This window comes from Pseudomonas sp. R25(2017) (assembly GCF_002112565.1).
Lineage (GTDB): Bacteria > Pseudomonadota > Gammaproteobacteria > Pseudomonadales > Pseudomonadaceae > Aquipseudomonas > Aquipseudomonas ekonensis.
Map to the genome: position 1 here is coordinate 18,378 of NZ_NEHZ01000029.1, position 23,113 is coordinate 41,490.

22 protein-coding genes are annotated in these 23,113 nt (G+C 66.0%); 11 read left to right on the forward strand and 11 right to left on the reverse strand.

Annotated elements, in window-relative coordinates:
* Positions 1-8 precede the first annotated feature (8 nt).
* The 5 genes from CAG31_RS26910 to fdhA all read left to right on the forward strand — a co-directional run bounded on the left by CAG31_RS26910 (position 9) and on the right by fdhA (position 6,464).
* Positions 9-338, forward strand: a complete 330-nt coding sequence (locus CAG31_RS26910; RefSeq protein WP_085586778.1) for a sarcosine oxidase subunit delta — start codon at positions 9-11, stop codon at positions 336-338.
* Positions 335-3,352: a sarcosine oxidase subunit alpha gene (locus tag CAG31_RS26915; RefSeq protein ID WP_085586779.1), complete on the forward strand. Its 3,018-nt coding sequence runs from the start codon at positions 335-337 to the stop codon at positions 3,350-3,352. Before CAG31_RS26910 ends, CAG31_RS26915 begins: the two co-directional genes overlap by 4 nt.
* A gap of 127 nt (positions 3,353-3,479) precedes the next feature.
* Positions 3,480-4,112, forward strand: a complete 633-nt coding sequence (locus CAG31_RS26920) for a sarcosine oxidase subunit gamma (RefSeq protein WP_085586780.1) — start codon at positions 3,480-3,482, stop codon at positions 4,110-4,112.
* Positions 4,113-4,191: 79 nt separating this feature from the next.
* Positions 4,192-5,049, forward strand: coding sequence for a formyltetrahydrofolate deformylase (purU, locus tag CAG31_RS26925; RefSeq protein ID WP_085586781.1), 858 nt, complete (start codon positions 4,192-4,194; stop codon positions 5,047-5,049).
* Between the two features lie 215 nt (positions 5,050-5,264).
* Positions 5,265-6,464 carry a formaldehyde dehydrogenase, glutathione-independent gene (fdhA, locus tag CAG31_RS26930; protein ID WP_085586782.1) on the forward strand — a complete coding sequence of 400 codons (1,200 nt, stop codon included), beginning with the start codon at positions 5,265-5,267 and terminating at the stop codon, positions 6,462-6,464.
* A 75-nt stretch (positions 6,465-6,539) separates the two neighbouring features.
* On the opposite strand, the gene CAG31_RS26935 is transcribed toward fdhA, so the two are convergent.
* Positions 6,540-6,800 carry a hypothetical protein gene (locus CAG31_RS26935; protein ID WP_085586783.1) on the reverse strand — a complete coding sequence of 87 codons (261 nt, stop codon included), beginning with the start codon at positions 6,798-6,800 and terminating at the stop codon, positions 6,540-6,542.
* A 75-nt stretch (positions 6,801-6,875) separates the two neighbouring features.
* Positions 6,876-7,088 (reverse strand): cold-shock protein, encoded by a 213-nt coding sequence (locus CAG31_RS26940; protein WP_085586784.1) that lies wholly within the window; start codon positions 7,086-7,088, stop codon positions 6,876-6,878.
* Positions 7,089-7,415: 327 nt separating this feature from the next.
* Here CAG31_RS26940 and CAG31_RS26945 point away from each other — a divergent pair, with 327 nt between their 5' ends.
* A complete protein-coding gene (locus CAG31_RS26945; RefSeq protein WP_085586785.1) occupies positions 7,416-7,970 on the forward strand; it encodes a DUF2780 domain-containing protein in 555 nt (184 codons plus the stop codon).
* A 1-nt stretch (position 7,971) separates the two neighbouring features.
* On the opposite strand, the gene CAG31_RS26950 is transcribed toward CAG31_RS26945, so the two are convergent.
* Positions 7,972-8,859, reverse strand: coding sequence for an acyltransferase (locus CAG31_RS26950; RefSeq protein WP_085586786.1), 888 nt, complete (start codon positions 8,857-8,859; stop codon positions 7,972-7,974).
* Between the two features lie 261 nt (positions 8,860-9,120).
* On the opposite strand from CAG31_RS26950, the gene CAG31_RS26955 reads away from it, so the two are divergent.
* The 4 genes from CAG31_RS26955 to creD all read left to right on the forward strand — a co-directional run bounded on the left by CAG31_RS26955 (position 9,121) and on the right by creD (position 13,315).
* Positions 9,121-9,627, forward strand: a complete 507-nt coding sequence (locus tag CAG31_RS26955; protein ID WP_085586787.1) for an ATP-dependent zinc protease — start codon at positions 9,121-9,123, stop codon at positions 9,625-9,627.
* Between the two features lie 74 nt (positions 9,628-9,701).
* Positions 9,702-10,382 carry a two-component system response regulator CreB gene (creB, locus tag CAG31_RS26960; protein WP_085586788.1) on the forward strand — a complete coding sequence of 227 codons (681 nt, stop codon included), beginning with the start codon at positions 9,702-9,704 and terminating at the stop codon, positions 10,380-10,382.
* Complete coding sequence (creC, locus tag CAG31_RS26965) at positions 10,382-11,800, forward strand: two-component system sensor histidine kinase CreC (protein WP_085586789.1); 1,419 nt, start codon at positions 10,382-10,384, stop codon at positions 11,798-11,800. The genes creB and creC overlap by 1 nt, the downstream gene beginning before the upstream one ends.
* 147 nt (positions 11,801-11,947) lie before the next feature.
* The gene (gene creD, locus CAG31_RS26970) at positions 11,948-13,315 is read left to right on the forward strand and encodes a cell envelope integrity protein CreD (protein ID WP_085586790.1); all 1,368 of its coding nucleotides are present in this window, start codon (positions 11,948-11,950) and stop codon (positions 13,313-13,315) included.
* Positions 13,316-13,490: 175 nt separating this feature from the next.
* On the opposite strand, the gene CAG31_RS26980 is transcribed toward creD, so the two are convergent.
* From CAG31_RS26980 to CAG31_RS27005, 6 genes are all read right to left on the reverse strand, one after another.
* Positions 13,491-14,120, reverse strand: a complete 630-nt coding sequence (locus CAG31_RS26980; protein WP_085586792.1) for a glutathione S-transferase family protein — start codon at positions 14,118-14,120, stop codon at positions 13,491-13,493.
* A 132-nt stretch (positions 14,121-14,252) separates the two neighbouring features.
* Positions 14,253-14,432, reverse strand: coding sequence for a hypothetical protein (locus tag CAG31_RS26985; RefSeq protein ID WP_085586793.1), 180 nt, complete (start codon positions 14,430-14,432; stop codon positions 14,253-14,255).
* Positions 14,429-15,559 carry a PepSY domain-containing protein gene (locus CAG31_RS26990; RefSeq protein WP_085586794.1) on the reverse strand — a complete coding sequence of 377 codons (1,131 nt, stop codon included), beginning with the start codon at positions 15,557-15,559 and terminating at the stop codon, positions 14,429-14,431. The genes CAG31_RS26985 and CAG31_RS26990 overlap by 4 nt, the downstream gene beginning before the upstream one ends.
* Before the next feature lie 74 nt (positions 15,560-15,633).
* On the reverse strand, positions 15,634-18,060 hold the full coding sequence (locus tag CAG31_RS26995; RefSeq protein WP_085586795.1) for a TonB-dependent siderophore receptor: 2,427 nt from the start codon (positions 18,058-18,060) through the stop codon (positions 15,634-15,636).
* A 216-nt stretch (positions 18,061-18,276) separates the two neighbouring features.
* Complete coding sequence (locus CAG31_RS27000) at positions 18,277-19,248, reverse strand: FecR domain-containing protein (RefSeq protein WP_085586796.1); 972 nt, start codon at positions 19,246-19,248, stop codon at positions 18,277-18,279.
* Positions 19,245-19,763 (reverse strand): RNA polymerase sigma factor, encoded by a 519-nt coding sequence (locus CAG31_RS27005; RefSeq protein WP_085586797.1) that lies wholly within the window; start codon positions 19,761-19,763, stop codon positions 19,245-19,247. Before CAG31_RS27005 ends, CAG31_RS27000 begins: the two co-directional genes overlap by 4 nt.
* Positions 19,764-20,065: 302 nt before the next feature.
* Between CAG31_RS27005 and CAG31_RS27010 the strand changes: the two genes are divergently transcribed.
* A complete protein-coding gene (locus CAG31_RS27010; RefSeq protein WP_085586798.1) occupies positions 20,066-20,392 on the forward strand; it encodes a hypothetical protein in 327 nt (108 codons plus the stop codon).
* A gap of 53 nt (positions 20,393-20,445) precedes the next feature.
* On the opposite strand, the gene CAG31_RS27015 is transcribed toward CAG31_RS27010, so the two are convergent.
* Entirely contained in the window at positions 20,446-21,153 is a 708-nt protein-coding gene (locus tag CAG31_RS27015; protein WP_085586799.1) for a PolC-type DNA polymerase III, read from the reverse strand.
* Positions 21,150-23,084, reverse strand: a complete 1,935-nt coding sequence (locus tag CAG31_RS27020) for a putative nucleotidyltransferase substrate binding domain-containing protein (protein ID WP_305881754.1) — start codon at positions 23,082-23,084, stop codon at positions 21,150-21,152. Before CAG31_RS27020 ends, CAG31_RS27015 begins: the two co-directional genes overlap by 4 nt.
* Positions 23,085-23,113 lie beyond the last annotated feature (29 nt).

The following is a 23,113-nucleotide window of genomic DNA, read 5'->3' on the forward strand; positions in this document are numbered from 1 at the left end:
AAATCCCCATGTTGCACATCTTCTGTCCTCACTGCGGCGAACTGCGCTCCGAAGAGGAATTCCACGCTTCCGGCCAGGCGCACATCCCGCGTCCGCTGGATCCGAACGCCTGCACCGACGAGCAGTGGGGCGACTACATGTTCTTCCGCGACAACCCACGCGGCCTGCACCATGAGCTGTGGGACCACGTCGCCGGTTGCCGCCAGTACTTCAACGTCACCCGCGACACCGTGACCTACGAGATCCTCGAAACCTACAAGATCGGCGCCAAGCCGCAATTCACCGACAAGGCCGACAGTCCGAAAGCGGCCGCGCAGGCTCTGGGAGAGAAGGTATGAGCCAGATCAATCGCCTGTCCAACGGTGGACGGATCGACCGCAACAAAGTGCTGAGCTTCACCTTCAACGGCCAGAGCTACAAGGGTTTCGAGGGCGACTCCCTAGCGTCGGCGCTGATCGCCAACGGCGTCGACATCATCGGCCGCAGCTTCAAGTATTCCCGGCCGCGCGGCATCTTCGCCGCCGGTGCCGAAGAGCCGAACGCGGTGCTGCAGATCGGCGCCACCGAAGCCACCCAGATCCCCAACGTGCGCGCCACCCAACAGGCGCTGTACCAGGGCCTGGTCGCCACCAGCACCAACGGTTGGCCGAGCGTGAACAACGACATGATGGGGATCCTCGGCAAGGTCGGCGGCAAGCTGATGCCGCCGGGCTTCTACTACAAGACGTTCATGTATCCGCAGTCGTTCTGGATGACCTACGAGAAGTACATCCGCAAGGCCGCCGGCCTCGGCCGCTCGCCGACCGAGAACGATCCGGACAGCTACGACTACATGAACCAGCACTGCGACGTGCTGGTCGTCGGCGCCGGCCCCGCAGGCCTGGCCGCCGCGCTGGCCGCTGCGCGCAGCGGCGCCCGGGTGATCCTGGCCGACGAGCAGGAAGAGTTCGGCGGCAGCCTGCTCGACTCCCGCGAAAGCCTCGACGGCAAGCCTGCCGTGGAGTGGGTCGCCGGCGTCATCGCCGAGCTGAAGAACACCCCGGACGTGCTGCTGTTGCCGCGCGCCACGGTCAACGGCTACCACGACCACAACTTCCTGACCATTCACGAACGCCTCACCGATCATCTCGGTGACCGTGCGCCGATCGGCCAGGTGCGCCAGCGCATCCACCGGGTGCGCGCCAAGCGCGTGGTGCTGGCCACCGGCGCCCATGAGCGTCCGCTGGTCTACGGCAACAACGACGTGCCGGGCAACATGCTGGCCGGCGCGGTCTCGACCTACGTGCGCCGTTACGGCGTGGCGCCGGGCAAGAAGCTGGTCCTGAGCACCAACAACGACCACGCCTACCGCGTGGCGCTGGACTGGCTCGACGCCAGCCTGCAAGTGGTGGCGATCGCCGACGCCCGCAGCAACCCGCGCGGTGCGCTGGTGGAAGAGGCACGCGCCAAAGGCATCCGCATCCTCACCGGCAGCGCCGTGATCGAGGCCCGGGGCAGCAAGCGCGTGACGGCCGCCCGCGTGGCCGCCATCGATGTGAAAGCCCATGCCGTGACCAGTCCCGGCGAATGGCTGGACTGCGACGTGATCGCCAGCTCCGGCGGCTACAGCCCGGTGGTTCACCTGGCGTCGCACCTGGGCGGCAAGCCGGTCTGGCGTGACGACATCCTCGGCTTCGTGCCGGGCGAAGCGCCGCAGAAACGCGTTTGCGTCGGCGGCATTAACGGTGTCTACGGCCTCGGCGATTCGCTGGCCGACGGTTTCGAGGGCGGCGCCCGCGCCGCCAGCGAGGCCGGTTTCACGGTGGTCGAAGGCACCTTGCCCAAGGCCCTGAGCCGTCTGGAGGAAGCGACCCTGGCGCTGTTCCAGGTGCCCCACGAGAAAGGCACCGCCCGTGCGCCGAAGCAGTTCGTCGACCTGCAGAACGACGTCACCGCCGCCGCCATCGAACTGGCGACCCGCGAGGGCTTCGAGTCGGTCGAGCACGTCAAGCGCTACACCGCGCTGGGCTTCGGCACCGACCAGGGCAAGCTGGGCAACATCAACGGCCTGGCCATCGCCGCCCGTTCGATGAACATCACCATCCCGCAGATGGGCACCACGATGTTCCGTCCGAACTACACGCCGATCACCTTCGGCGCCGTGGCCGGCCGGCACTGCGGGCACCTCTTCGAGCCGGTGCGCTTCACCGCGCTGCACGCCTGGCACCTGAAGAACGGCGCCGAGTTCGAGGACGTCGGCCAGTGGAAACGCCCTTGGTACTTCCCGAAGAACGGCGAAGACCTGCACGCGGCGGTCAAGCGCGAGTGCAAGGCCGTGCGCGACAGCGTCGGCCTGCTGGACGCCTCGACCCTGGGCAAGATCGACATCCAGGGCCCGGACGCCCGTGAGTTCCTCAACCGCGTGTACACCAACGCCTGGACCAAGCTCGACGTGGGCAAGGCCCGCTACGGCCTGATGTGCAAGGAAGACGGCATGGTCTTCGACGACGGCGTGACGGCGTGTCTGGCCGACAACCATTTCGTCATGACCACCACCACCGGCGGCGCGGCCCGCGTGCTGCAGTGGCTGGAGCTGTACCACCAGACCGAGTGGCCGGACATGAAGGTGTACTTCACCTCCGTCACCGACCACTGGGCGACCATGACCCTGTCGGGCCCCAACAGCCGCAAGCTGCTGAGCGAAGTCACCGACATCGACCTGGACCGCGACGGCTTCCCGTTCATGACCTGGAAGGAAGGCCTGGTCGGCGGCGTGCCGGCCCGGGTGTTCCGGATCTCGTTCACCGGCGAGCTGTCGTACGAAGTCAACGTGCAGGCCGACTACGCCATGGGCGTGCTGGAAAAGATCGTCGAGGCCGGCAAGAAGTACAACCTGACCCCGTACGGCACCGAGACCATGCACGTGCTGCGGGCCGAGAAGGGCTTCATCATCGTCGGCCAGGACACCGACGGCTCGATGACCCCGGACGACCTGAACATGGGCTGGTGCGTCGGCCGCACCAAGCCGTTCTCGTGGATCGGCCAGCGCGGCATGAACCGTGAGGACTGCGTGCGCGAGCAGCGCAAGCAACTGGTGGGCCTCAAGCCGATCGACCCGAACCAATGGCTGCCGGAGGGCGCGCAACTGGTGTTCAACACCAAGCAGGCGATCCCGATGACCATGGTCGGCCACGTGACCTCCAGCTACGCGCACAACTCCCTGGGCTATTCGTTTGCCATGGGCGTGGTCAAGGGCGGCCTCAAGCGCCTGGGCGAGCGGGTGTTCGCGCCATTGGCCGACGGCCGCGTGATCGAGGCGGAGATCGTTTCTTCGGTGTTCTTCGATCCGAAAGGCGATCGCCAGAACATTTGAGACACCACAGTCCCTGTGGGAGTGGGCTTGTCGGCCCGCGGCATCGCCGCGATAGCGTCAGACCGACACACCGCTATCGCTGGCAAGCCAGCTCCCACAGGAACACAGAATTCAGAAAGGGTGCTTTATGACCGCAGCCAATGTGTACCAACAACGCCCGACCACCGGGGCCAAGGCCGAGTCGTCGCTGCATCATGCCGACCTCGCCGGACTGGTGGGCAAGGGCCGCAAGAACGCCGGCGTGACCGTGCGCGAAAAGAAACTCCTGGGCCACCTGACCCTGCGCGGCGACGGCCATGACGCCGCCTTCGCCGCCGGCGTGCACAAGGCCCTGGGCATCGAGCTGCCGGGCGCCCTGAGCGTCATCGTCAAGGGCGAGACCAGCCTGCAGTGGATGGGCCCGGACGAGTGGCTGCTGATCGTGCCGAGCGGCGAAGAGTTCGCCGCCGAGCAGAAGCTGCGCGAGGCGCTGGGCGACCTGCACATCGCCATCGTCAACGTCAGCGGCGGCCAGCAACTGCTCGAACTGAGCGGGCCGAACGTGCGTCAGGTGCTGATGAAGTCCACCAGCTACGACGTGCACCCGAACAACTTCCCGGTGGGCAAGGCGGTCGGCACGGTGTTCGCCAAGTCGCAGCTGATGATCCGCCACACCGCCGAAGACACCTGGGAGCTTTTGATCCGCCGCAGCTTCTCGGACTACTGGTGGCTGTGGCTGCAGGATGCCGCCGCCGAATACGGCCTGAGCGTCCAGGCCTGATCGTCATCCCCCTGCGGAAGCGGGCTTGCCCGCTTTCGCAGGGGAACAACGATTATCAAAGTTTCAGGAGCGATCCCTTATGAGCCGCGCCCCGGATACATGGATTCTGACCGCCGACTGCCCCAGCGTCCTCGGCACGGTGGACGCGGTCACGCGTTTTCTCTACGAGCAGGGCTGCTACGTCACCGAGCACCATTCGTTCGATGACCGGCTCTCGGGCCGGTTCTTCATCCGCGTGGAGTTCCGCCAGCCCGACGGCTTCGACGAGCAGTCGTTCCGCGCCGGCCTCGCCGAGCGCGGCCAGGCCTTCGGCATGGTCTTCGAGCTGACGGCGCCGAACTACCGGCCAAAAGTGGTGATCATGGTCTCCAAGGCCGACCACTGCCTCAACGACCTGCTCTACCGCCAGCGCATCGGCCAGTTGTCGATGGACGTGGCGGCGGTGGTGTCCAACCACCCGGACCTCAAGCCGCTGGCCGACTGGCACCAGATTCCCTACTACCATTTCCCCCTCGACCCCAACGACAAACCGGCCCAGGAGCGCCAGGTGTGGCAGGTGATCGAGGAGGCCGGCGCCGAACTGGTGATCCTCGCCCGCTACATGCAGGTGCTGTCGCCGGAACTGTGCCGCAAGCTCGACGGCAAGGCGATCAACATCCACCACTCGCTGCTGCCGGGCTTCAAGGGCGCCAAACCGTACCACCAGGCCTACAACAAGGGCGTGAAGCTGGTCGGTGCCACGGCGCACTACATCAACAACGACCTGGACGAGGGGCCGATCATCGCCCAGGGCGTCGAGGCCGTGGACCACAGCCATTACCCCGAAGACCTGATCGCCAAGGGGCGCGACATCGAGGGCCTGACCCTGGCGCGGGCCGTGGGCTATCACATCGAGCGGAGGGTGTTCCTCAACGCCAACCGCACGGTCGTTCTTTAGATTGGTTTCGCTGCGTTGCGGCGGTCCGACAAGCCAGCTCCTACAGGGATTTGTGTCGTACACAGATCTTGAACCCATCAGGGATCCTGTGGGAGCTGGCTTGCCAGCGATGAGGCCATAACAGGCGACACAAGATTCAGCATCTGTACCCGAGCACTCAACGCGCGGCCTGCCTGGGCGGCGCGGTTCCATAAAAACAACAGCGAGGTGAAAGCATGTCTGGCAATCGTGGTGTGGTGTATCTCGGCGCTGGCAAGGTCGAAGTGCAGAAGATCGACTATCCGAAAATGCAGGATCCGCGCGGCAGGAAAATCGAGCACGGTGTCATCCTGCGTGTGGTTTCCACCAACATCTGCGGCTCCGACCAGCACATGGTGCGCGGTCGCACCACCGCCCAGGTCGGGCTGGTGCTGGGCCATGAGATCACCGGCGAGGTGATCGAGAAGGGCAGCGACGTCGAGAGCCTGAAGATCGGCGACCTGGTGTCCGTTCCGTTCAACGTGGCCTGCGGGCGCTGCCGTTCCTGCAAGGAACAGCACACCGGCGTCTGCCTGACCGTCAACCCGGCCCGCGCCGGCGGTGCCTACGGCTACGTCGACATGGGCGACTGGACCGGCGGCCAGGCCGAGTACGTGCTGGTGCCGTACGCCGACTTCAACCTGCTGAAGCTGCCGGACCGCGACAAGGCCATGGAGAAGATCCGCGACCTGACCTGCCTCTCCGACATCCTGCCGACCGGCTACCACGGTGCCGTGACCGCCGGCGTAGGGCCGGGCAGCACCGTGTACATCGCCGGCGCCGGCCCCGTCGGCCTGGCTTCGGCCGCCTCGGCGCGCCTGCTGGGCGCGGCGGTGGTGATCGTCGGCGACGTCAACCCGATCCGCCTGGCCCACGCCAAGGCCCAGGGCTTCGAGATCGTCGACCTGTCCAAGGACGCGCCGCTGCATGAGCAGATCGCTGCGCTGCTGGGTGAGCCGGAAGTCGATTGCGCGGTGGACTGCGTCGGCTTCGAAGCCCGTGGTCATGGCCACGACGGCGTGAAACAGGAAGCCCCGGCCACGGTGCTCAACTCGTTGATGGGCGTGGTGCGCGTGGCCGGCAAGATCGGCATTCCGGGCCTGTACGTGACCGAGGATCCGGGCGCGGTGGACGCGGCGGCGAAGATGGGCAGCCTAAGCATCCGCTTCGGTCTGGGCTGGGCCAAGTCCCACAGCTTCCACACAGGGCAGACCCCGGTGATGAAGTACAACCGTCAGCTGATGCAGGCGATCATGTGGGACCGCATCAACATCGCCGAAGTGGTGGGCGTGCAGGTCATCAGCCTCGACCAGGCACCGGAAGGCTACGGCGAGTTCGACGCCGGCGTGCCGAAGAAGTTTGTGATCGATCCGCACAAGCTGTTCAGCGCGGCCTGAGGCCAGAGCGGCAAAAGGAAAACGGCGCCTGAGGGGCGCCGTTTTTTGTTTGTCGACGGAAAATGGGAGCAGGCGTCAGGCGGTGTCAAAGTTGTCTTCCTCTGTCGCGTCAGACTCCAGCCGGATATCGATGGCATACCACTGACCGTTGTCTCCGCGCACCAGTTCGTACGTGACGGTTTGCCCGGCCTTGATCCGCTTCATCAACGGATCCGACGGGTCGATGCAAAAGATGATGGAAGGGGAGGACAGATTGGCCTGCATCGCCCACTCCTCTGGCGCGTCCGTCATCTCGGCCTTGTTCGGTTCATCGCAGTCGCGCCAACGTCTCTCCATCGCCGCCTCTCCCGTATGGGTTACCCGCGCCTGCGGTGGGACAGACGCGGAGTGGTGCGCCGGTTCAAGGGTGCCTCAGTCTTTGACTTGAACCTTGTCCGCTTGCATGCCTTTTTGTCCTTGTACGGCCTCAAACGTTACTTTCTGACCTTCTTTGAGGCTTTTGAAGCCGCTGCCCTCAATGGCTCTGAAATGCACGAAGAGATCCGGGCCGGATTCCGGGGTGATGAACCCGTAACCCTTTTCATCGTTGAACCATTTGACTGTACCGTCCTGTCTGATTGCCATGCTCTGCACTTCCCGCTCGCTTGACTGAATAACGGGTCGGCCGCCTTCGTCAGGCGGGCGTACCCTTTCCGAGACCGCAGATTCAATGTAGGTGAGGATCCGCCATCGGGTAACTGTCAGATATGACAGTCCTTTAGTGCATTTCTTGATAGTCGCCGACGGTGTTATCGCTGACCGGCAGCGGCGCCCTGAGGTCCTTTTCACGATGTATGGACACCGGCACGCGGAATATGGCCGCACCGCCCCGGAACATGCCGGCGGATGCCCGGTCAAACCGGCAGTTTCGCTGCCTGTCGGGCGGCTTTGATGCCACAAGAGGATGTCTGAATGAAGATTTCGCGCGGTATTGCCCTGGCCTCGCTGATGGCGCTGGCCGGCCCCGTGTTCGCCGGTTTCAGCCTGAACGACGTGGCGGGCGCGGTGGCGGGCATGCAGGGCGGCGACAAGGCCGCGGATGCTGCGCCGACCTCGCAGACCGCCGGCCTGCTCAACGCCCTGGGCGCGTTGAACGTCACCCCGCAACAGGCGGTGGGCGGCACCAGCGCCATGCTGGGGCTGGCGAAGAACCAGCTCAGCAACACCGACTACTCGGAGCTGGCCAAGAGCGTGCCGGGCATCGACCAGCTGTCGGGCGGGGCGGGCAACCTGGCCATGCTGAGCGGGCTGTTGGGTTCTTCGGGCAAGTCCGCCGGGCTGGACAACGCCCTGGGCAACGTCAAGGACACCAACGACCTGAACAACGCCTTCGGTGCCTTGGGCATGGACAGCGGCATGGTCGGCCAGTTTGCCCCGGTGCTGCTGCAGTTCCTCGGTCAGCAGGGCGTCGGCGGCCCGCTGCTGCAGAGCCTGGGCAGTATCTGGGGCACCGGCGCCGGCAGTTGAGTCAGCGGCGTTCGTTCTTCAGTTCGGCGATGCGCCGATCCTTCAAGGTCCAGAGCTGGTTGACCCAGCCCTGGACCTTTTCGCGAAAGGCCGGGTCGTTCTCGTAGTCGCCCTGCCACAGGGTCGGATCCAGCTCGCGGGTCTGGATGTCGATGATCACGCGGGGCACGTTGCCGCTGATCAGATCCCAGAACCCCGGGATCTTCTCTTGCGGGTAGACCACGGTCACGTCGAGGATCGCGTCCAGCTGTTCGCCCATCGCCGCCAGCACGAACGCCACGCCGCCGGCCTTGGGCTTGAGCAGGTGGCTGAACGGCGATTGCTGCTGGGCGCTCTTGGCCGCGGTGAAGCGGGTGCCTTCCAGGTAGTTGACCACGGTCACCGGCTGGCGCTTGAACAGTTCGCACGCGGCCTTGGTGATCTCCAGGTCCTTGCCGGCCAGTTCCGGGTGCTTGGCCAGGAACGCCTTGGTGTAGCGCTTCATGAAGGGGTAGTCCAGCGCCCACCAGGCGAGGCCCAGGAACGGCACCCAGATCAGCTCTTTCTTGAGGAAGAACTTGAAGAACGGCGTGCGCCGGTTGAGGGTCTGGATCAGCGCCGGGATGTCGACCCAGGACTGGTGGTTGCTGACCACCAGGTACGAGGTGTCGCCGCGCAGGTCGCCGCCGCCGCGGATGTCCCACTGCGTGGGGATGCACAGGCGGAAGATCAGCTTGTCGATCTCCGCCCAGGTCTCGGCGATCCACATCACCGCCCCCGAAGCGACGTCGCGCAGGCGTCCCGGCAGGATCAGCTTGAGCAAGGCGAACACCATCAGCGGGCCGAACAGCGCCAGGGTGTTGAGCAACAGCAGCAGGGTGACGAGACAGCCGGTGAGCAGGCGGCGCATAAGCGACTCTATGAAAGCGGATGGGCGCGCCATGATAAGTGGCTTCGGGCGACAGGCCAAATCGTCGGTGACAAATGTTTCACCTGTGCGCGGGTAGGGTTGATCCCTGGTGGCGAGGGCGCCTGCCTCCGCCGGCTGCGCAACCGTCCCGGCGCCAGCAGGCGCCCTCGCCGCAGAGGCCGGCGCGTGATCAACTATTGTGATTTTCAGCGGTCTAGAGTTCGGCGTCTGACGCCCCCATTTCCCAAGGAAGCCCTCAACGTGAAATCCCTCCTTGCATTGCTTTCCCTGGTGGCCTTGCCGGTCATGGCCGCCGAACCGACCCTGTACGGTCGCTACGAATACATCGCGCTGCCGGAAATCGGCGGCCAAGTGCTCAAGGCGAAGATGGATACCGGCGCACTGACCGCGTCGCTGTCGGCCAAGGACATCGAGACCTTCACCCGCGACGGCGACGAGTGGGTGCGCTTTCGCCTCGCCACCAAAGGCGCCGACAACAAGGTCTACGAGCACAAGGTGGCGCGGATCAGCAAGATCAAGAACCGCTCCGAGGAGGAAGGCGAAGAGGGCGACAGCGTCGAGGTCGCCAAGCGTCCGGTGGTCGACCTGGAGCTGTGCCTGGGCAACGTCAAACGCACCGTGGAGGTCAACCTGACCGACCGCAGCAGCTTCAACTATCCGTTGCTGATCGGGGCCAAGGCCTTGCGCGAGTTCGGCGCGGCGGTGAACCCGGCGCGGCGCTTCACCGCCGACAAGCCCGATTGCTGATGCCGAAGTGGTCTCATTGACGTAAGGCGAGGCTTGGGGCACCGTTCGCGCACCAATCCACAGGCTCGGACGCCATGCCTCACATTCTGATTGTCGAAGACGAAGCGGCGATTGCCGACACGCTGATCTTTGCCCTGCAAGGCGAGGGGTTCACCACCACGTGGCTGAGCCTCGGCGCCGCCGCGCTCGCCCATCAGCGCCAGACCCCGGCCGACCTGATCATCCTCGACATCGGCCTGCCGGACATCAGCGGTTTCGAGACCTGCCGGCAACTGCGCAGGTTCTCGGAAGTGCCGGTGCTGTTCCTCAGCGCCCGGGACGCCGAGATCGACCGGGTGGTGGGCCTGGAGATCGGCGCCGACGACTATGTGGTCAAGCCGTTCAGCCCCCGGGAAGTCGCGGCGCGGGTACGGGCAATCCTCAAGCGCATGGCCCCGCGCCCGGCCGTCGAGGCCGCCTCGGCCCTGTTCCGCATCGATGCCGAGCGCGTGCAGATCTGCTACCGAGGCCAGGCCCTGAGCCTGACCCGCCATGAGTTCCGCCTGCTGCAATGCCTGCTCGAACAGCCGGAGCGGGTGTTCAGCCGCGAACAGCTGCTCGATGCCCTGGGCGTGGCCGCCGATGCCGGCTACGAGCGCAGCATCGACAGCCACATCAAGAGCGTGCGCGCCAAGCTGCGCCTGGTGCGCGCCGACGCCGAGCCGATCCAGACCCATCGCGGCCTCGGCTACAGCTACAGTCCGGGGCACAGCTGATGCCGCTGGGGCTGCGGATCTTTCTGGTGTACGTGCTGTTCATCGGCCTGACCGGCTATTTCGTGCTCAACACCGTCATGGAAGAGATCCGCCCCGGCGTGCGCCAGTCCACCGAAGAGACCCTGGTGGACACCGCCAACCTGATGGCGGAGATCCTGCGCGACGACTTCAAGGCCGGCACCCTCAACCAGAACCGCTGGCCGCAGCTGCTGCGCGCCTATGGCGAGCGCCAGCCGAAGGCGACGATCTGGGGCCTGCCGAAGAACCAGGTCAACCACCGCATCTACGTCACCGACGCCAACGGCATCGTGGTGCTGGACTCCAGCGGCGCCGCAGTGGGCCAGGACTATTCGCGCTGGAACGACGTCTACCTGACCCTGCGCGGCGAGTACGGCGCCCGCTCCAGCCGCAGCGACCCGGACGACCCGGCCTCGTCGGTGATGCACGTCGGCGCGCCGATCCGCGACAGCGGGCAAATCATCGGCGTGGTGACGGTGGCCAAGCCCAACAGCTCCCTGCAACCGTACGTGGACCGCACCGAGCGCCGGTTGCTGGGCTACGGCGCCGCGCTGATCGGCCTCGGCCTGCTGTTCGGCGCGTTGCTGTCGTGGTGGCTGAGCCGGGCCCTGCACCGTTTGACCGGCTACGCCCAGGCCGTGAGCGAGGGCCGCCGGGCGCAAGTGCCGCACTATCGCGGCGGCGAGCTGGCGCAACTGGCCACGGCCGTGGAGCAGATGCGCACCCAGCTCGAAGGCAAGGCCTATGTCGAACGCTATGTGCACACCCTGACCCACGAACTGAAGAGCCCGTTGGCGGCGATCCGCGGGGCGGCGGAGCTGTTGCAGGGGGACATGCCGGCGGAGCACCGGCAACGCTTCGTCGGCAACATCGACAGCGAAAGCGCGCGGATGCAGCAGTTGATCGAACGGCTGCTGAACCTGGCCCAGGTGGAACAGCGCCAGACCCTGGAGGAACAGGTGACGGTGCCGTTGGCGGAACTGGTGGACGGACTGTTGCAGGCCCAGGTCGCCCGGATCGAGGGCCGGCGATTGCGCGTCGAACAGGCCGTCCCGGCGGATTTGGCGTTGACCGGCGAGCCGTTCCTGTTGCGCCAGGCGCTGGCCAACCTGCTGGAGAATGCGTTGGACTTCACGCCGGCCGGCGGTTTGCTGCGCTTGAGCGCCGAACGTGACGGCGGGCAGGTGGTGGTTCGCCTGTTCAATGAGGCCGAGCCGATTCCCGATTACGCCTTGCCGCGCCTGAGCGAGCGGTTCTATTCGTTGCCCCGCCCGGACAGCGGGCGCAAAAGCACGGGGTTGGGGCTGAACTTCGTCGAAGAGGTGGTCAAACTGCACGGCGGCTCGATGGCGGTCGGCAATGCCGAGAACGGCGTGGAAGTGATCCTGCGCCTGCCTTGAGCGCGTGTCGCTGTCTTTGCTGTCTTTGTGCAGGCGCGAGCCTGCTCGCGATCAGGCAGGCCAAATCTCCACACAAACTCCACACATCCCCCACATTCCCCCCACACCGCCCAACCAGACTCTGCCCACCGAAACAGGGAGAGTCCCATGAACAAGAACCTTGCATTGAAACTCGGGGCGATCGCCCTGCTGATCCTGCTGTTGCTGGTGCCTTTGCTGATGATCGAAGGCGTGATCGACGAGCGCCAGCAGTTGCGTGACGGGGTGCTGGAAGACATCGCCCGCAGTTCCAGCTACAGCCAGCAGGTGAGCGGGCCGGTGATGGTGGTGCCGTACCGCAAGACTGTCCGTATCTGGAAGACCAACGAGAAGACCAACCAGCGCTATGAAGAGCTCAGCGAAGCCCGCGGACGGCTGTACTTCCTGCCGGAGCGCTTCGAGCTCGACGGCCAGGTGCAGACCGAACTGCGTGCCCGCGGCATCTACGAGGCCAGGCTGTTCCATGCCGACAACCGCCTCAGCGGGCATTTCTCGCTGCCGGCGCAATTGGGCATCAAGGAAGACTTCGCCGACTACCGGTTCGAGGCGCCGTTCCTGGCCGTGGCCATCAGCGACATCCGCGGCATCGAAAACGCGCTGAAGCTGGAACTCGACGGCCAGCGCCTGGACTTCGTGCCCGGCACCGAAGTGGGCTGGCTCGGCGAAGGCGTGCGGGTGACGCTGCCGCCGCTGGACGCCGGCAAGGCCACGCAGCTGACGTTCGGCTTCGACCTGCGCCTGCAAGGCACCGGCTCGCTGCAGGTGCTGCCGGTGGGCAAGACCAGCCGTGTGAGCCTGGCCGCGAACTGGCCGCATCCCAGCTTCGTCGGCAACTTCCTGCCGGCCAAACGGGAGATCACCGATCAGGGCTTCACCGCCGACTGGCAGACCTCGTTCTTCTCCACCAACCTGCAGGAGGCCATGCAGCACTGCGTGGCGGGGGATTGCGAAGGGTTCAACGGGCGCCGCTTCGGCGTGAGCTTCATCGATCCGGTGGATCAATACCTCAAGAGCGACCGGGCGATCAAATATGCGCTGCTGTTCATCGTCCTGACCTTCGCCGGCTTCTTCCTGTTCGAGGTGCTCAAAGGCCTGGCGGTGCACCCGGTGCAATATGCGCTGGTGGGCGTGGCGCTGGCGTTCTTCTATCTGTTGCTGCTGTCGTTGTCGGAGCACATCGGCTTTGCCCTGGCGTATCTGCTGTCGGCCGGCGCCTGTGTGCTGCTGATCGGTTTCTACGTGTGCCATGTGCTGCGCAGCGTGCGCCACGGCCTGAGTTTCTCGGCGGGGCTGGCGGCGCTGTACGGCCTGCTCTACGGCTTGCTGAGCGCCGAGGACTACGCGCTGCTGATGGGCTCGCTGCTGTTGTTCGGGCTGCTGGGCGTGTTCATGGTGCTGACCCGCAAGCTGGACTGGTACGGGATCGGGCAGAAACCGGCCAAGCCGCTGGAGTTCGACCTGGGGGCGGTGCAATGAGCCGGTCGTTGGGGTTGCGCGAGGACCGGCGCGAGGCGCAGGTTTTGGTGACGCTGATTCTTGGGTGGTTGCCGGAGCAGCCGAGGTGGCGCCGTCGCGAGCAGGCTCGCTCCCGCACGGAGCCGCAGACACGTGTGGGAGAAAGGCCGCTCGCGGTGAGGCCCGGACGGCCGGCCTAGGCCTTGGGCATCGTCGCGATCATCGAAGGCCGCTGGCTCACCTCGAAGTACCAGTTGGCCAGTTGCGGGTTGGCCGTGCGCCAGTCCATGTCCGGGAAGCGCAGGTCGAGGTAGCCCAAGGCGCAGGCCAGGCTGATCGCGGCGATGTCGAAGTGGCTGGTGAGTTCGGCGATGGCGTCGCGCTCCAGCAGGGCGAGGGTGCGGCGGATCTTGTCGCGCTGGGCGTCGAGCCATTCTTCCCAGTGCTTTTCCGGGGCGCGCAGGGCCTGTTCGTAGCGCACCGTGACGGCGGCGTCCATGATCCCGTCGGCCATCGAGGCCAGGGTCAGGCGCCGCCAGCGGGCCGAGCCGTCGCGGGGGATCAGCGGGTTGCCGACGTGCTGATGGTCGAGGTAGTCGAGGATCACCCGGCTGTCATGGATGACGTTGCCGTCGGCCAGGCGCAGGGCCGGGATCTTGCCCAGGGGGTTGTCGTGGTTCAGCGCCGCGTCCGGGCTGACGGGGCTGAGGACGCAATCGTGCAGGGCCACGCGGTTCTGCTGGCCGGTCTCGTGCAGCAGCACCATGATCTTGCGCACGAATGGGGACAGGGTGTTGTGGAACAGGGTCATGCTGGGGGCGGACATGGGCAAACCTCGGCAATCGGCGAAAATGCAGAGGTCTAGCCTAGAGAGTTCCGGCGCGGCTGGCGAGGGCTTGATGGTGTCTGGTTGGGCCCTTTCGATTTGCCCGCGATGAGGCCCGACAGGCCTGCACGCTCACCGGCGCGCGAGCAATCCCCTCATCCCCAGCCACGCCGGCACGCCCAGGCCGATCCAGCTCAAGGCGTCCCAGATCCCGTCCCCCAGCAGCGCCGCGAACAGCCCGGCGGCGCTGAGCAGTGCGATCACCAGCGGCGTGCTGAAGACTTTCCAGAAATTCGACCGGCGCGGCTTCATGCTGACGCCTCCGTCGCTTGCGGCAGGGCCTTGGCCGCCTTGCGCCGCACCACCCACAGGTACACGCCGCTGCCGAGCACGATGATGGTCAGCACATCGAGGGTGGCCCAGAGGATTTTCATCGGCATGCCGCCGTAGTCGCCGAAGTGCAGCGGCTGCGACATGCCCATGGCGTCCATGTACCACGGCCGCTCGGCCACGGCCGTGACCTCAAGGGTGCTGGCGTCGATCAGCACCGGCGTCAGCAGGTGCGAGGTCAGGTGGGTGCCGCCCTTCATGAACACCGCGTAATGGTGCTCGCTGGAGAACCGCGTGCCGGGGAAGGCGATGAAGTCCGGCTGCATGTCCGGCGCGACTTCGGCGGCGATGTCGAGCAGGCGGGTGGCCGGTGCCCGCAGGGTCAGCGGCGGCGCGTCGCGGTAGGGCTCGACCAGGGCGGCGAGCGCGTCGTTGCGCCAGGCGGAGATGAGCAGGTCGGCGCAGGCGCTGATGACGCCGGTGACCCCCACCACCAGCGCCCAGGTCAGGGTGACGACGCCGATCAGGTTGTGCAGGTCGAGCCAGCGCAGGCGGGCGGACTTGTCCCGGCGCACGGTGGCGAACTCCAGCCGGCGCATGAACGGCAGGTACAGCACCGTGCCGGAGACGATCGCCACCACGAACAACACCCCCATGAACGCCAGCAGCAGCTTGCCCGGCAGGCCGGCGAACATGTCCACGTGCAGGCGCAGGATGAACAGCATCAGGCCGCCGTTGGCCGCCGGCGTCTCCACGGCTTCGCCGGTGCGGGCATCGAGCATGAAGGAGTGCGACGAGTTGGGCTCGGTGCCGGCGGTCTTCGCCATGATCGCCAGTACGCCGTTGGGTTCGTCCTCTTCGAAACCGAAGTACTGCACGACTTCGTCGGGACGATGGCGTTCGGCGGCCTCCACCAGTTGCGCCAGGTTCAGGCGCGGGGTGTCGGCGGGCATTTCGCGAAACTCCGGCGCGTCGCCGAGCAGGTGTTCGATCTCGTGGTGGAACACCAGCGGCAGGCCGGTCAGGGCCAACAGCAGCAGGAACACGGTGCAGATTAGGCTGGTCCAGGTGTGCACGAACGACCAGCGACGAATTGTTTTGCTTTTCATTTCATGACCTTCAGAAACGCCAAAGCCGTCCCCGGGGGGACGGCCTGGCTGCGGGGCCGGTTCAGCTCAGTCGCTTACCACTTGTAGGTGGCGCTGGCGACGACGCTGCGCTGGTCGCCGTAGTAGCAGTAGAAGCTGTCGCAGGTGGAGATGTAGTCCTTGTCCAGCAGGTTGGTGGCGTTGATGGCCACCGACGCGCCCTTGAGGCTGTTGTCCAGGCGGCCGAGGTCGTAGTGCACGGCGGCGTCGAACACGGTGTAGGCGTCGGCCTTGCCCAGCCAGGTGTTGGCCTTGTCGCCGTAGGTATTGCCGGTGTAGCGGGCGCCGGCGCCGATGCCGAAGCCGTCGAGCACGCCGGTGTGCCAGGTGTAGTCGGCCCACAGGGACGCCTGTTGGTTCGGCATCAGTTGCAGGCGGTTGCCCTTGTCGTCACCTTTCTGCACTTCGGACTTGGCCAGGGTGTAGGCGGCGATCACCTTCAGGTTGTCGGTGACGTCGGAGACCGCTTCCAGCTCCAGGCCCTTGACCTTCACTTCGCCGGTCTGGCTGGTGAGCGGGATGTTGTTGACGGTGGTGGTGACCGACACGTTTTTCTGGGTCAGGTCATACACGGCGGCCGTCAGCAGGGTCTTGCTGCCGGGCGGCTGGTACTTGATGCCCATTTCCCACTGCTTGCCTTCGGTCGGCTTGAGCGATTCGGTGGAGCTGGAATCGGCGCCGCTGGTGGGCTGGAAGGACTCGGCGTAGGAGATGTACGGCACGAAGCCGTTGTCGAACACGTAGCTTAGCGCCGCGTTGCCGCTGAAGGCCTTGTCGCGGTCGGTGCTGGTGGCGTTGCCCTTGTTGAAGAACTTGGTGCCGGTGTGCACCCAGTCCTCGCGGCCGCCGAGGGTCAGGCGCCATTGGTCGAGGGCCATCTGGTCCTGCACGTACAGGCCGGTCTGGTGGGTCTTCTGGTCGTAGTCGTAGAACGCGGTGGAGCGCGCCGGACGGGTGATCGGCAACCCGTGGATCGGGTTGTTCACGTTGATCGACGGCGCGCTGCCGAAGATCGAGGTGTAGTTGGTGTTGCTGCGCTGGTGATCCAGGCCCAGCAGCAGGGTGTGGCGGATGTCGCCGGTGGCGAAGTCGGCCTGGAAGTTGTTGTCCACGGCGAACTGGCTGATGTCTTCGTCGACGATGGTGGTCGAGCGGCCGACGTTGCCTTCGTTGTCCACCTGGGTGAACGGGTAGGAGCCGACGGTGATGCCCTGGAACGACAGGTCCGACTTGGTGTAGCGCAGGTTCTGCTTGAACTGCCACACGTCGTTGAGGCGGTGCTCGAAGGCATAGCCCAGCGCGTAGTAGGTGCGGTCGTAGTATTCCCAGTCCGGATCGCCCAGGTTCTTGTGGTGCGAGACCTTGCCGAACGGCATGTCGATCTTGGTGCCCTGCACCGGCAGGAACTGGCTGGTGATGCCGGTATCGTCGCGGGTGAACTGGGTCAGCAGGGTGAACTTGGTGTCGTCGTCGATGTTCCAGGTCAGGCTCGGCGCGATGTTGTAGCGCTTGTTGTCGACGTGGTCGATCTGGGTGCCGCTGTCGCGCACCACGCCGCTGATGCCGTAGAGGAACTGACCGGCGTCGTCGATCTTGCCGGTGCTGGCGAAGTTGATCTGGCGGTGGTTGTCGCTGCCGTACTGCAGTTGGATCTCGCTGCTGGCGATGTCGCTGGGACGCCGGCTGACCATGTCCAGCAGGCCGCCCGGCGGGGTCTGGCCGTAGACGGACGAGGCCGGGCCGCGCAGCAGGGCGAGGCGGTCCAGGTTCCAGGTTTCCTGTTTCGGGTTGGCGTAGACGCCTTTGGGCAGCGGCAGGCCGTCGAGGAACTGGGTCGGTTCGAAGCCGCGCACGCGCAGCCAGTCGGCGCGGGTGTCGCTGCCGTAGCTGCTGGCGGTGATGCCGGGCATGTAGCGCACGGCGTCATCGAGGCTGTGCACGCTGCGGTCGTCCATCTGCTGGCGGGTGGCGACGGAGATCGAGCGCGGGGCTTCGACCAGCGCGGTGTCGGTCTTGGTGCCGGCGGCGGTGCGGGTGGCGGTGTAGCCTTCGACCGGGCCCCAGGCGCTTTCCGTGTTCTCGACGCCGATCACCGAGGTTTCCGGCAGGGCCATCACGCCGTCCGGCACGGCCACCAGGGTGTAGGTGCCGGTGCCGCTCTGCTCCAGTTGCAGGCCGGTGCCGCGCAGGGCCGCGCGCAGGGCGCCGGCCGCATCGTACTGGCCGTTGACCGGCGCCGAGGTCTTGCCGGCCGCCAGCGCGGGATCCAGCGACAGCGCGAGGCCGCCCTGGCTGGCGATCTGGTTCAGGGTGGTGGACAGCGGCGCCGCCGGCAGGTTGTACGCGCGTACGTTCGACGCCTGTTCAGCGGCGATCAGTTGGCTGCTGGCCAGCGGGGTGCAGAGGGCGATGGCGACCGCCAGCAAACTGGGGCGCAACAAGGTGTCTAGCGAACGGGACATACGGCGGCTCCTGAATGGAAATATTTCTCAATTGCCTGTGTGCCGGACGAGATTCGAAAAGTGATAGGGCTGGGTGAAATTTTTTCGGGCGGCGGGGTCAGCCCTCTTCGGTGCGGCGGATGGCCCTGTCGCGAGCAGCCCGCTCCCCCAGGTTTGCGGGTGTTCTCGGGATTCCATGTGGGGGCGCGATGGCGAACGTGCGGACAACGCGATTCTTCAGGGCTTGGCATCGGCCTTGGCGACGGTGACCCACCACGGCGTGTGGTGTTCGATCTGCACCGGCAGGGTCGGCAGCAGGGCGCTCAAGGCCTTGTCGGTGTCGTGCAGCGGGAAGCTGCCGGTGATGCGCAGGTCGGCGACCTCCGGCGCGGTGCCCAGATGGCCGCGGCGGTAGCGGCCGATCTCGCGCACCAGGTCTTCCAGCCGGGCATTGTCCACCACCAGCATGCCGCGGGTCCAGGCATCGGCGCCGGGGTCGAGCGTCGCCACCGGATCCAGGCCGTCGCGGCGGATCAGCACCTGCTGGCCTTCGCGCAGGATGCGCTCCTGCAGGTCGCTCTGCGGATGGGCGGCCACCGCCGACTGCAGCACGCTCAGGCGCGTGCCGTGTTCTTCGCGCTTGACCAGGAACCGCGTGCCCAGCGCCCGCATGCTGCCTTCGCGGGTCTCGACGATGAACGGCCGGGCATCGCCGTGGCCGGTCTCGATGAGGACTTCGCCTTCCTGCAGCACGATCAGCCGTTGCCGCTGATCGAAGCGCACATCCACCGCGCTGTGGGTGTTGAGGTTGAGCAAGGTGCCGTCCGTCAGGCGCACGGTGCGCTGTTCGCCGGTGGCGGTGCGCTGGTCGGCCAGCCAGTAGTCCAGCGGCAGGTAGCGCTCGCTGGCGAACAGGGCCAGGCCGACCACCGCCACCATCCCGGCCAGGCCGCTGCCCAGCTTGCGCACCCGGCGGCGGATGCCTGCGCGCGATTGCAGCAGGGCCGTGCGCGCCGGCCCCTTGGCTACGCTGAAACGCTGGTCGAGCATGCCCAATTGGCGCCAGGCGCGGGCGTGCTCTTCGCTGGCGGCGTGCCATTTGGCGAACTCTTCGCGCTCCAGCGGACTGCTGGAATCCAGGGTCAGTTGCCAGGCGATGGCCGCGTCCAGCACATGGGCCGGCACCGGCCGGGAACCGGCGGGGCTCATGTCGGTTCACCGTACAGGGCGATGTAGCACTGGCGGATGCCCTGGGCCAGGTACTGGCGCACACGGGGCACCGACACGCCGAGCTTCTCGGCGATCTCGGCGTGGCCGAGGCCGTCGAGGCGGTTATAGAGGAAGGCGGCGCGGGCCTTGGTCGACAGTTGGCCGAGCATCCGGTCGATGGCCTTGAGGTCTTCGAGGATCAGTTGCTGTTCTTCCACCGACGGCTGTTCGCCTTCGGGGATCAGCATCAGTTCGGTCAGGTAGGCCTGTTCCAGCGCGGCGCGGCGGAAATAGTCGAACAGCAGGCCCTTGGCGATGGCCACCAGGAAGGCCCGGGGCTCGCGGGGCACCGGCAGCTCGTCGCGGCCGAGCAGGCGCACGAAGGTGTCCTGGCTCAGATCCTCCGCCCGCTGCGGACACGCCACATTGCGCCGCAACCAGGCCAGCAGCCAACTGCGGTGGTCGCGATACAACGCACCGACGAGCTCACTGTGGGGGCTTTGGGCTGACGACACGATGTATCACCGACTGGGAAGTGTTAACCAACGAGAATTGTTCGCGATTGTGTCAGAGGTGGGAATCGTTAGCAATTGGCCACCGGTCGGGTAATCCCGAGGCGCCGTTGCCTGTGGATGGGATCGCCGGGCGATCAATCCCGTCGACGGCGTAAGTGAGACGGATGATGAAACTTGATCCGGGCGGTGCCGAACGGGTGGGCAACAAGGTAGGATAGCCGGAGTTTATGGCGATATGATGTCATTCGCCTTTCGTTCGTTCGCTTGCAGACGATCGGACGCCGACCCGGAGAAACACCCTGATGAAACTGATTTACCTCGCATTGCCCAGCCTGATTTTCATGGCGGCATGGATTGGCGCATTACTGCTGGGCGAGGCAGGGCGAGTCGGCTGGAACTGGATCGACGACAACGAGCGGCCCATCGAGCGCAATCCCGTGATGGCCCTGGTGCTCAAAACGTTCTTCCGCGAAGGCGGGGACATGCTGGATGTGTGGCTGCAAGTCGTGCTCATTACGTTGTGGCCCCTCTATCTGGCCGGGGCGCTGGTTTACTTCGTCGGATTGCACGCACGCCAACGGCGCCGTCTCGCCAAGCAAAAAAGCCGGGACGGCGTCGCCGTACAATGAGCCTGTGAACAGGCCTGCCCTGCGTCTCCCCGCCCTGCGTCGCGGAGCGGGGATCAGAACGACGGCGCCTGTTGCCGGCGCCTCCACTGGCCCAGGCGCTGCTGCAGGTTCAGCGGGCTGTGGATCTGCTGTTGCCGGGCACGGCTGAACAGGATCAGCGCCAGTTCGGCGGTGGCCAGGGCATCGGCGCTGGCGTGATGGCGCTCGAACACCTCCAGCCGGAACCAGCCGATCCAGTCGTCCAGCCCGGCTTCACGCAAATGCGCCTGCGGACACAGCAGCGGCGCGAGGTCCGCCACGTCGAGAAACACCGACTGCAACTTGTGGCCCAGGTGTTCCTTCACGGCCCGGCCCAGCATGTGCCGGTCGAACGGCGCATGGAAGGCCAGCACCGGGCTGTCGCCGATGAACTCCAGAAGATCGAGCAGCGCCTCGGCCGGATCGCTGCCGGCGGCGATCGCGCTCGGCCCCAGGCCGTGGATCAGCACGCTGGGCCCCAGCTTCATTTCGCGGCATTGCAGGGTGCGTTCGAACTGTTGGCCGAAGTCCACCGCGCCGTCCTCGATCACCACCGCGCCGATCGACAGCACGCGGTCCTTGTTCAGGTTCAGCCCGGTGGTTTCCAGGTCCAGCACCACCCAGCGCTGTTCGCGCAGGCTGCATTCATCCAGCTCGCGGGGCGGCGGCAGCTTCGCCAGCCGTTGCCGCAACGGATCCGGCAGGTCGGGCCCGGCCGGTCGCAGCCACGAGAACAGGTTCATAGCTGATACCGCAACGTCAGGCTGCTTTGCAGGCGTTGGGCCTGGCGCAGGGACTCGCGCAGGATGCGCCGGTCCAAGTGGTTGAGGCTGTCGGGATCGACCCGGTTGGAGTACGGCAGGTTTTCCCGGGTCTGGATCTGATGCTGCTGGAGGCGGGTCTGCTGGATGAAGTGGTAGGCCTCCTCGTAGGCTGCGCCGTCCAGGCGGTCGATGACGTCCTTTTCCACCAGGCTGCGGAAGCGTTCCAGGGTGTTGTTGGCGTCGATGCCGTGGGCAAGCGCCAACAGACGCGCGCCGTCGACGAACGGGGTCAGGCCCTGGACCTTCAGATCCAGCGTGGCCTTTTCGCCGCCCTTGCGCGTCAGCACGAACTCGCGCAGGCGCCCCACGGGCGGACGGTTGCGCAGGGCGTTCTCGGCCATCATGCGCTGGAACAGGCGGTTGTCGCCGACCTGCTCGAGAATGCCGCGGCGCAGTTGCTCGCAGCCTTGCCCGTCGCCCCAGACCACCCGCAGGTCGAAATAGATGCTCGATCCCAGTAGGTTCTCGGGTGTCGCCTCGCGGATGAACGCGGCGAAGCGCCGGGCCCATTCGGCGCGGGACAGGCACAGCTGCGGGTTGCCGGCCATGATGTTGCCCTTGCACAACGCGAAACCGCACTGCGCGAGGCTGTGGTTGATCTGCTGGGCGAACGGCAGCAGCTTGCCGCGGATCTCGGCGGCGTGCGCCGCGTCGCGGGCCTCGAACAGGATGCCGTTGTCCTGGTCGGTGTGCAGGGTCTGTTCGCGTCGGCCCTCGCTGCCGAAGCACAGCCAACTGAAGGGCACGCCGGGATCGCCCTTGTCGGCCAGGGTCAGTTCGATCACCCGGCACACGGTGTGGTCGTTGAGCAGCGTGATGATATGGGTGATCTGGGTGGACGACGCGCCGTGGGCCAGCATCCGCTCCACCAGTTGGCCGATCTCGCCGCGCAGGGCCACCAGTTGCTCGACGCGCTGGGCGCTGCGGATCGTGCGCGCCAGGTGCACCAGGTCGACCCGCTGCAGGGAAAACAGGTCGCGCTCGGACACCACGCCGCACAGGCGCTGCTCCTTGACCAGGCAGACATGGGCGATGTGCCGCTCGGTCATGGCGATGGCCGCGTCGAACGCGCTGTGGTCCGGCGACAGGCAGAAGGGCGACGGGGTCATGTGGCGTTCGATGGGTTCGCTCAGGTCGCCGACGCCTTCGGCCACCACGTGGCGCAGGTCGCGCAGGGTGAAGATCCCCAGCGGCGCCTTGTGCCCGTCCACGGCGACGATGCTGCCGACCTGCTGCTCGTGCATCAGCTTCACCGCGTCGCGCAACGGCGTGGCCGGGGCGCAGGTCACCGGATGCCGCATCGCCAGTTCGCCGAGGCGGGTGTTCAGCGAGTATTGGGTGCCGAGGGTCTCCACGGCCTTTTGCTGGACCTGCTGGTTGACCTGGTCCAGCAGGCTGCTGACGCCGCGCAGGGCGAAATCGCGGAACGGCCCGGAGAGCGCGAACAGTTTGATGAACGCCGGTTTGTTCAGTTGCAGGCAGAAGGTGTCTTCGCCGGCCAGGTGTTCGGTGCGGGTCGCCCGTTCGCCGAGCAGGGCGGCGAGGGGAAAGCACTCGCCGGCGGTGATTTCGAACGTGGTTTCGGTGCCGCCCTTGGCGGTATGGGGCCGTTCGCCGACCACCTGGCCCTGCTTGACGATGTAGAAGTGTTCGACCGGCCCGTCGGCGGGTTTGACGATGCTCTCGCCCTGGCCGTAGAAGCGCAGTTGGCACTGCTCCACCAGGTAGGCCAGGTGGGCATGTTCCATCTGATTGAAGGGCGGGAAGCGCTGAAGGAATTGCAGGGTGCCCTGGATGTTCTGCAATACGGCGGTTTTCCCTGCCTGGGTGAAGGCGTCCGCTTTACTCATGACCATGACCGCAGTTTCTTTGAATTGTT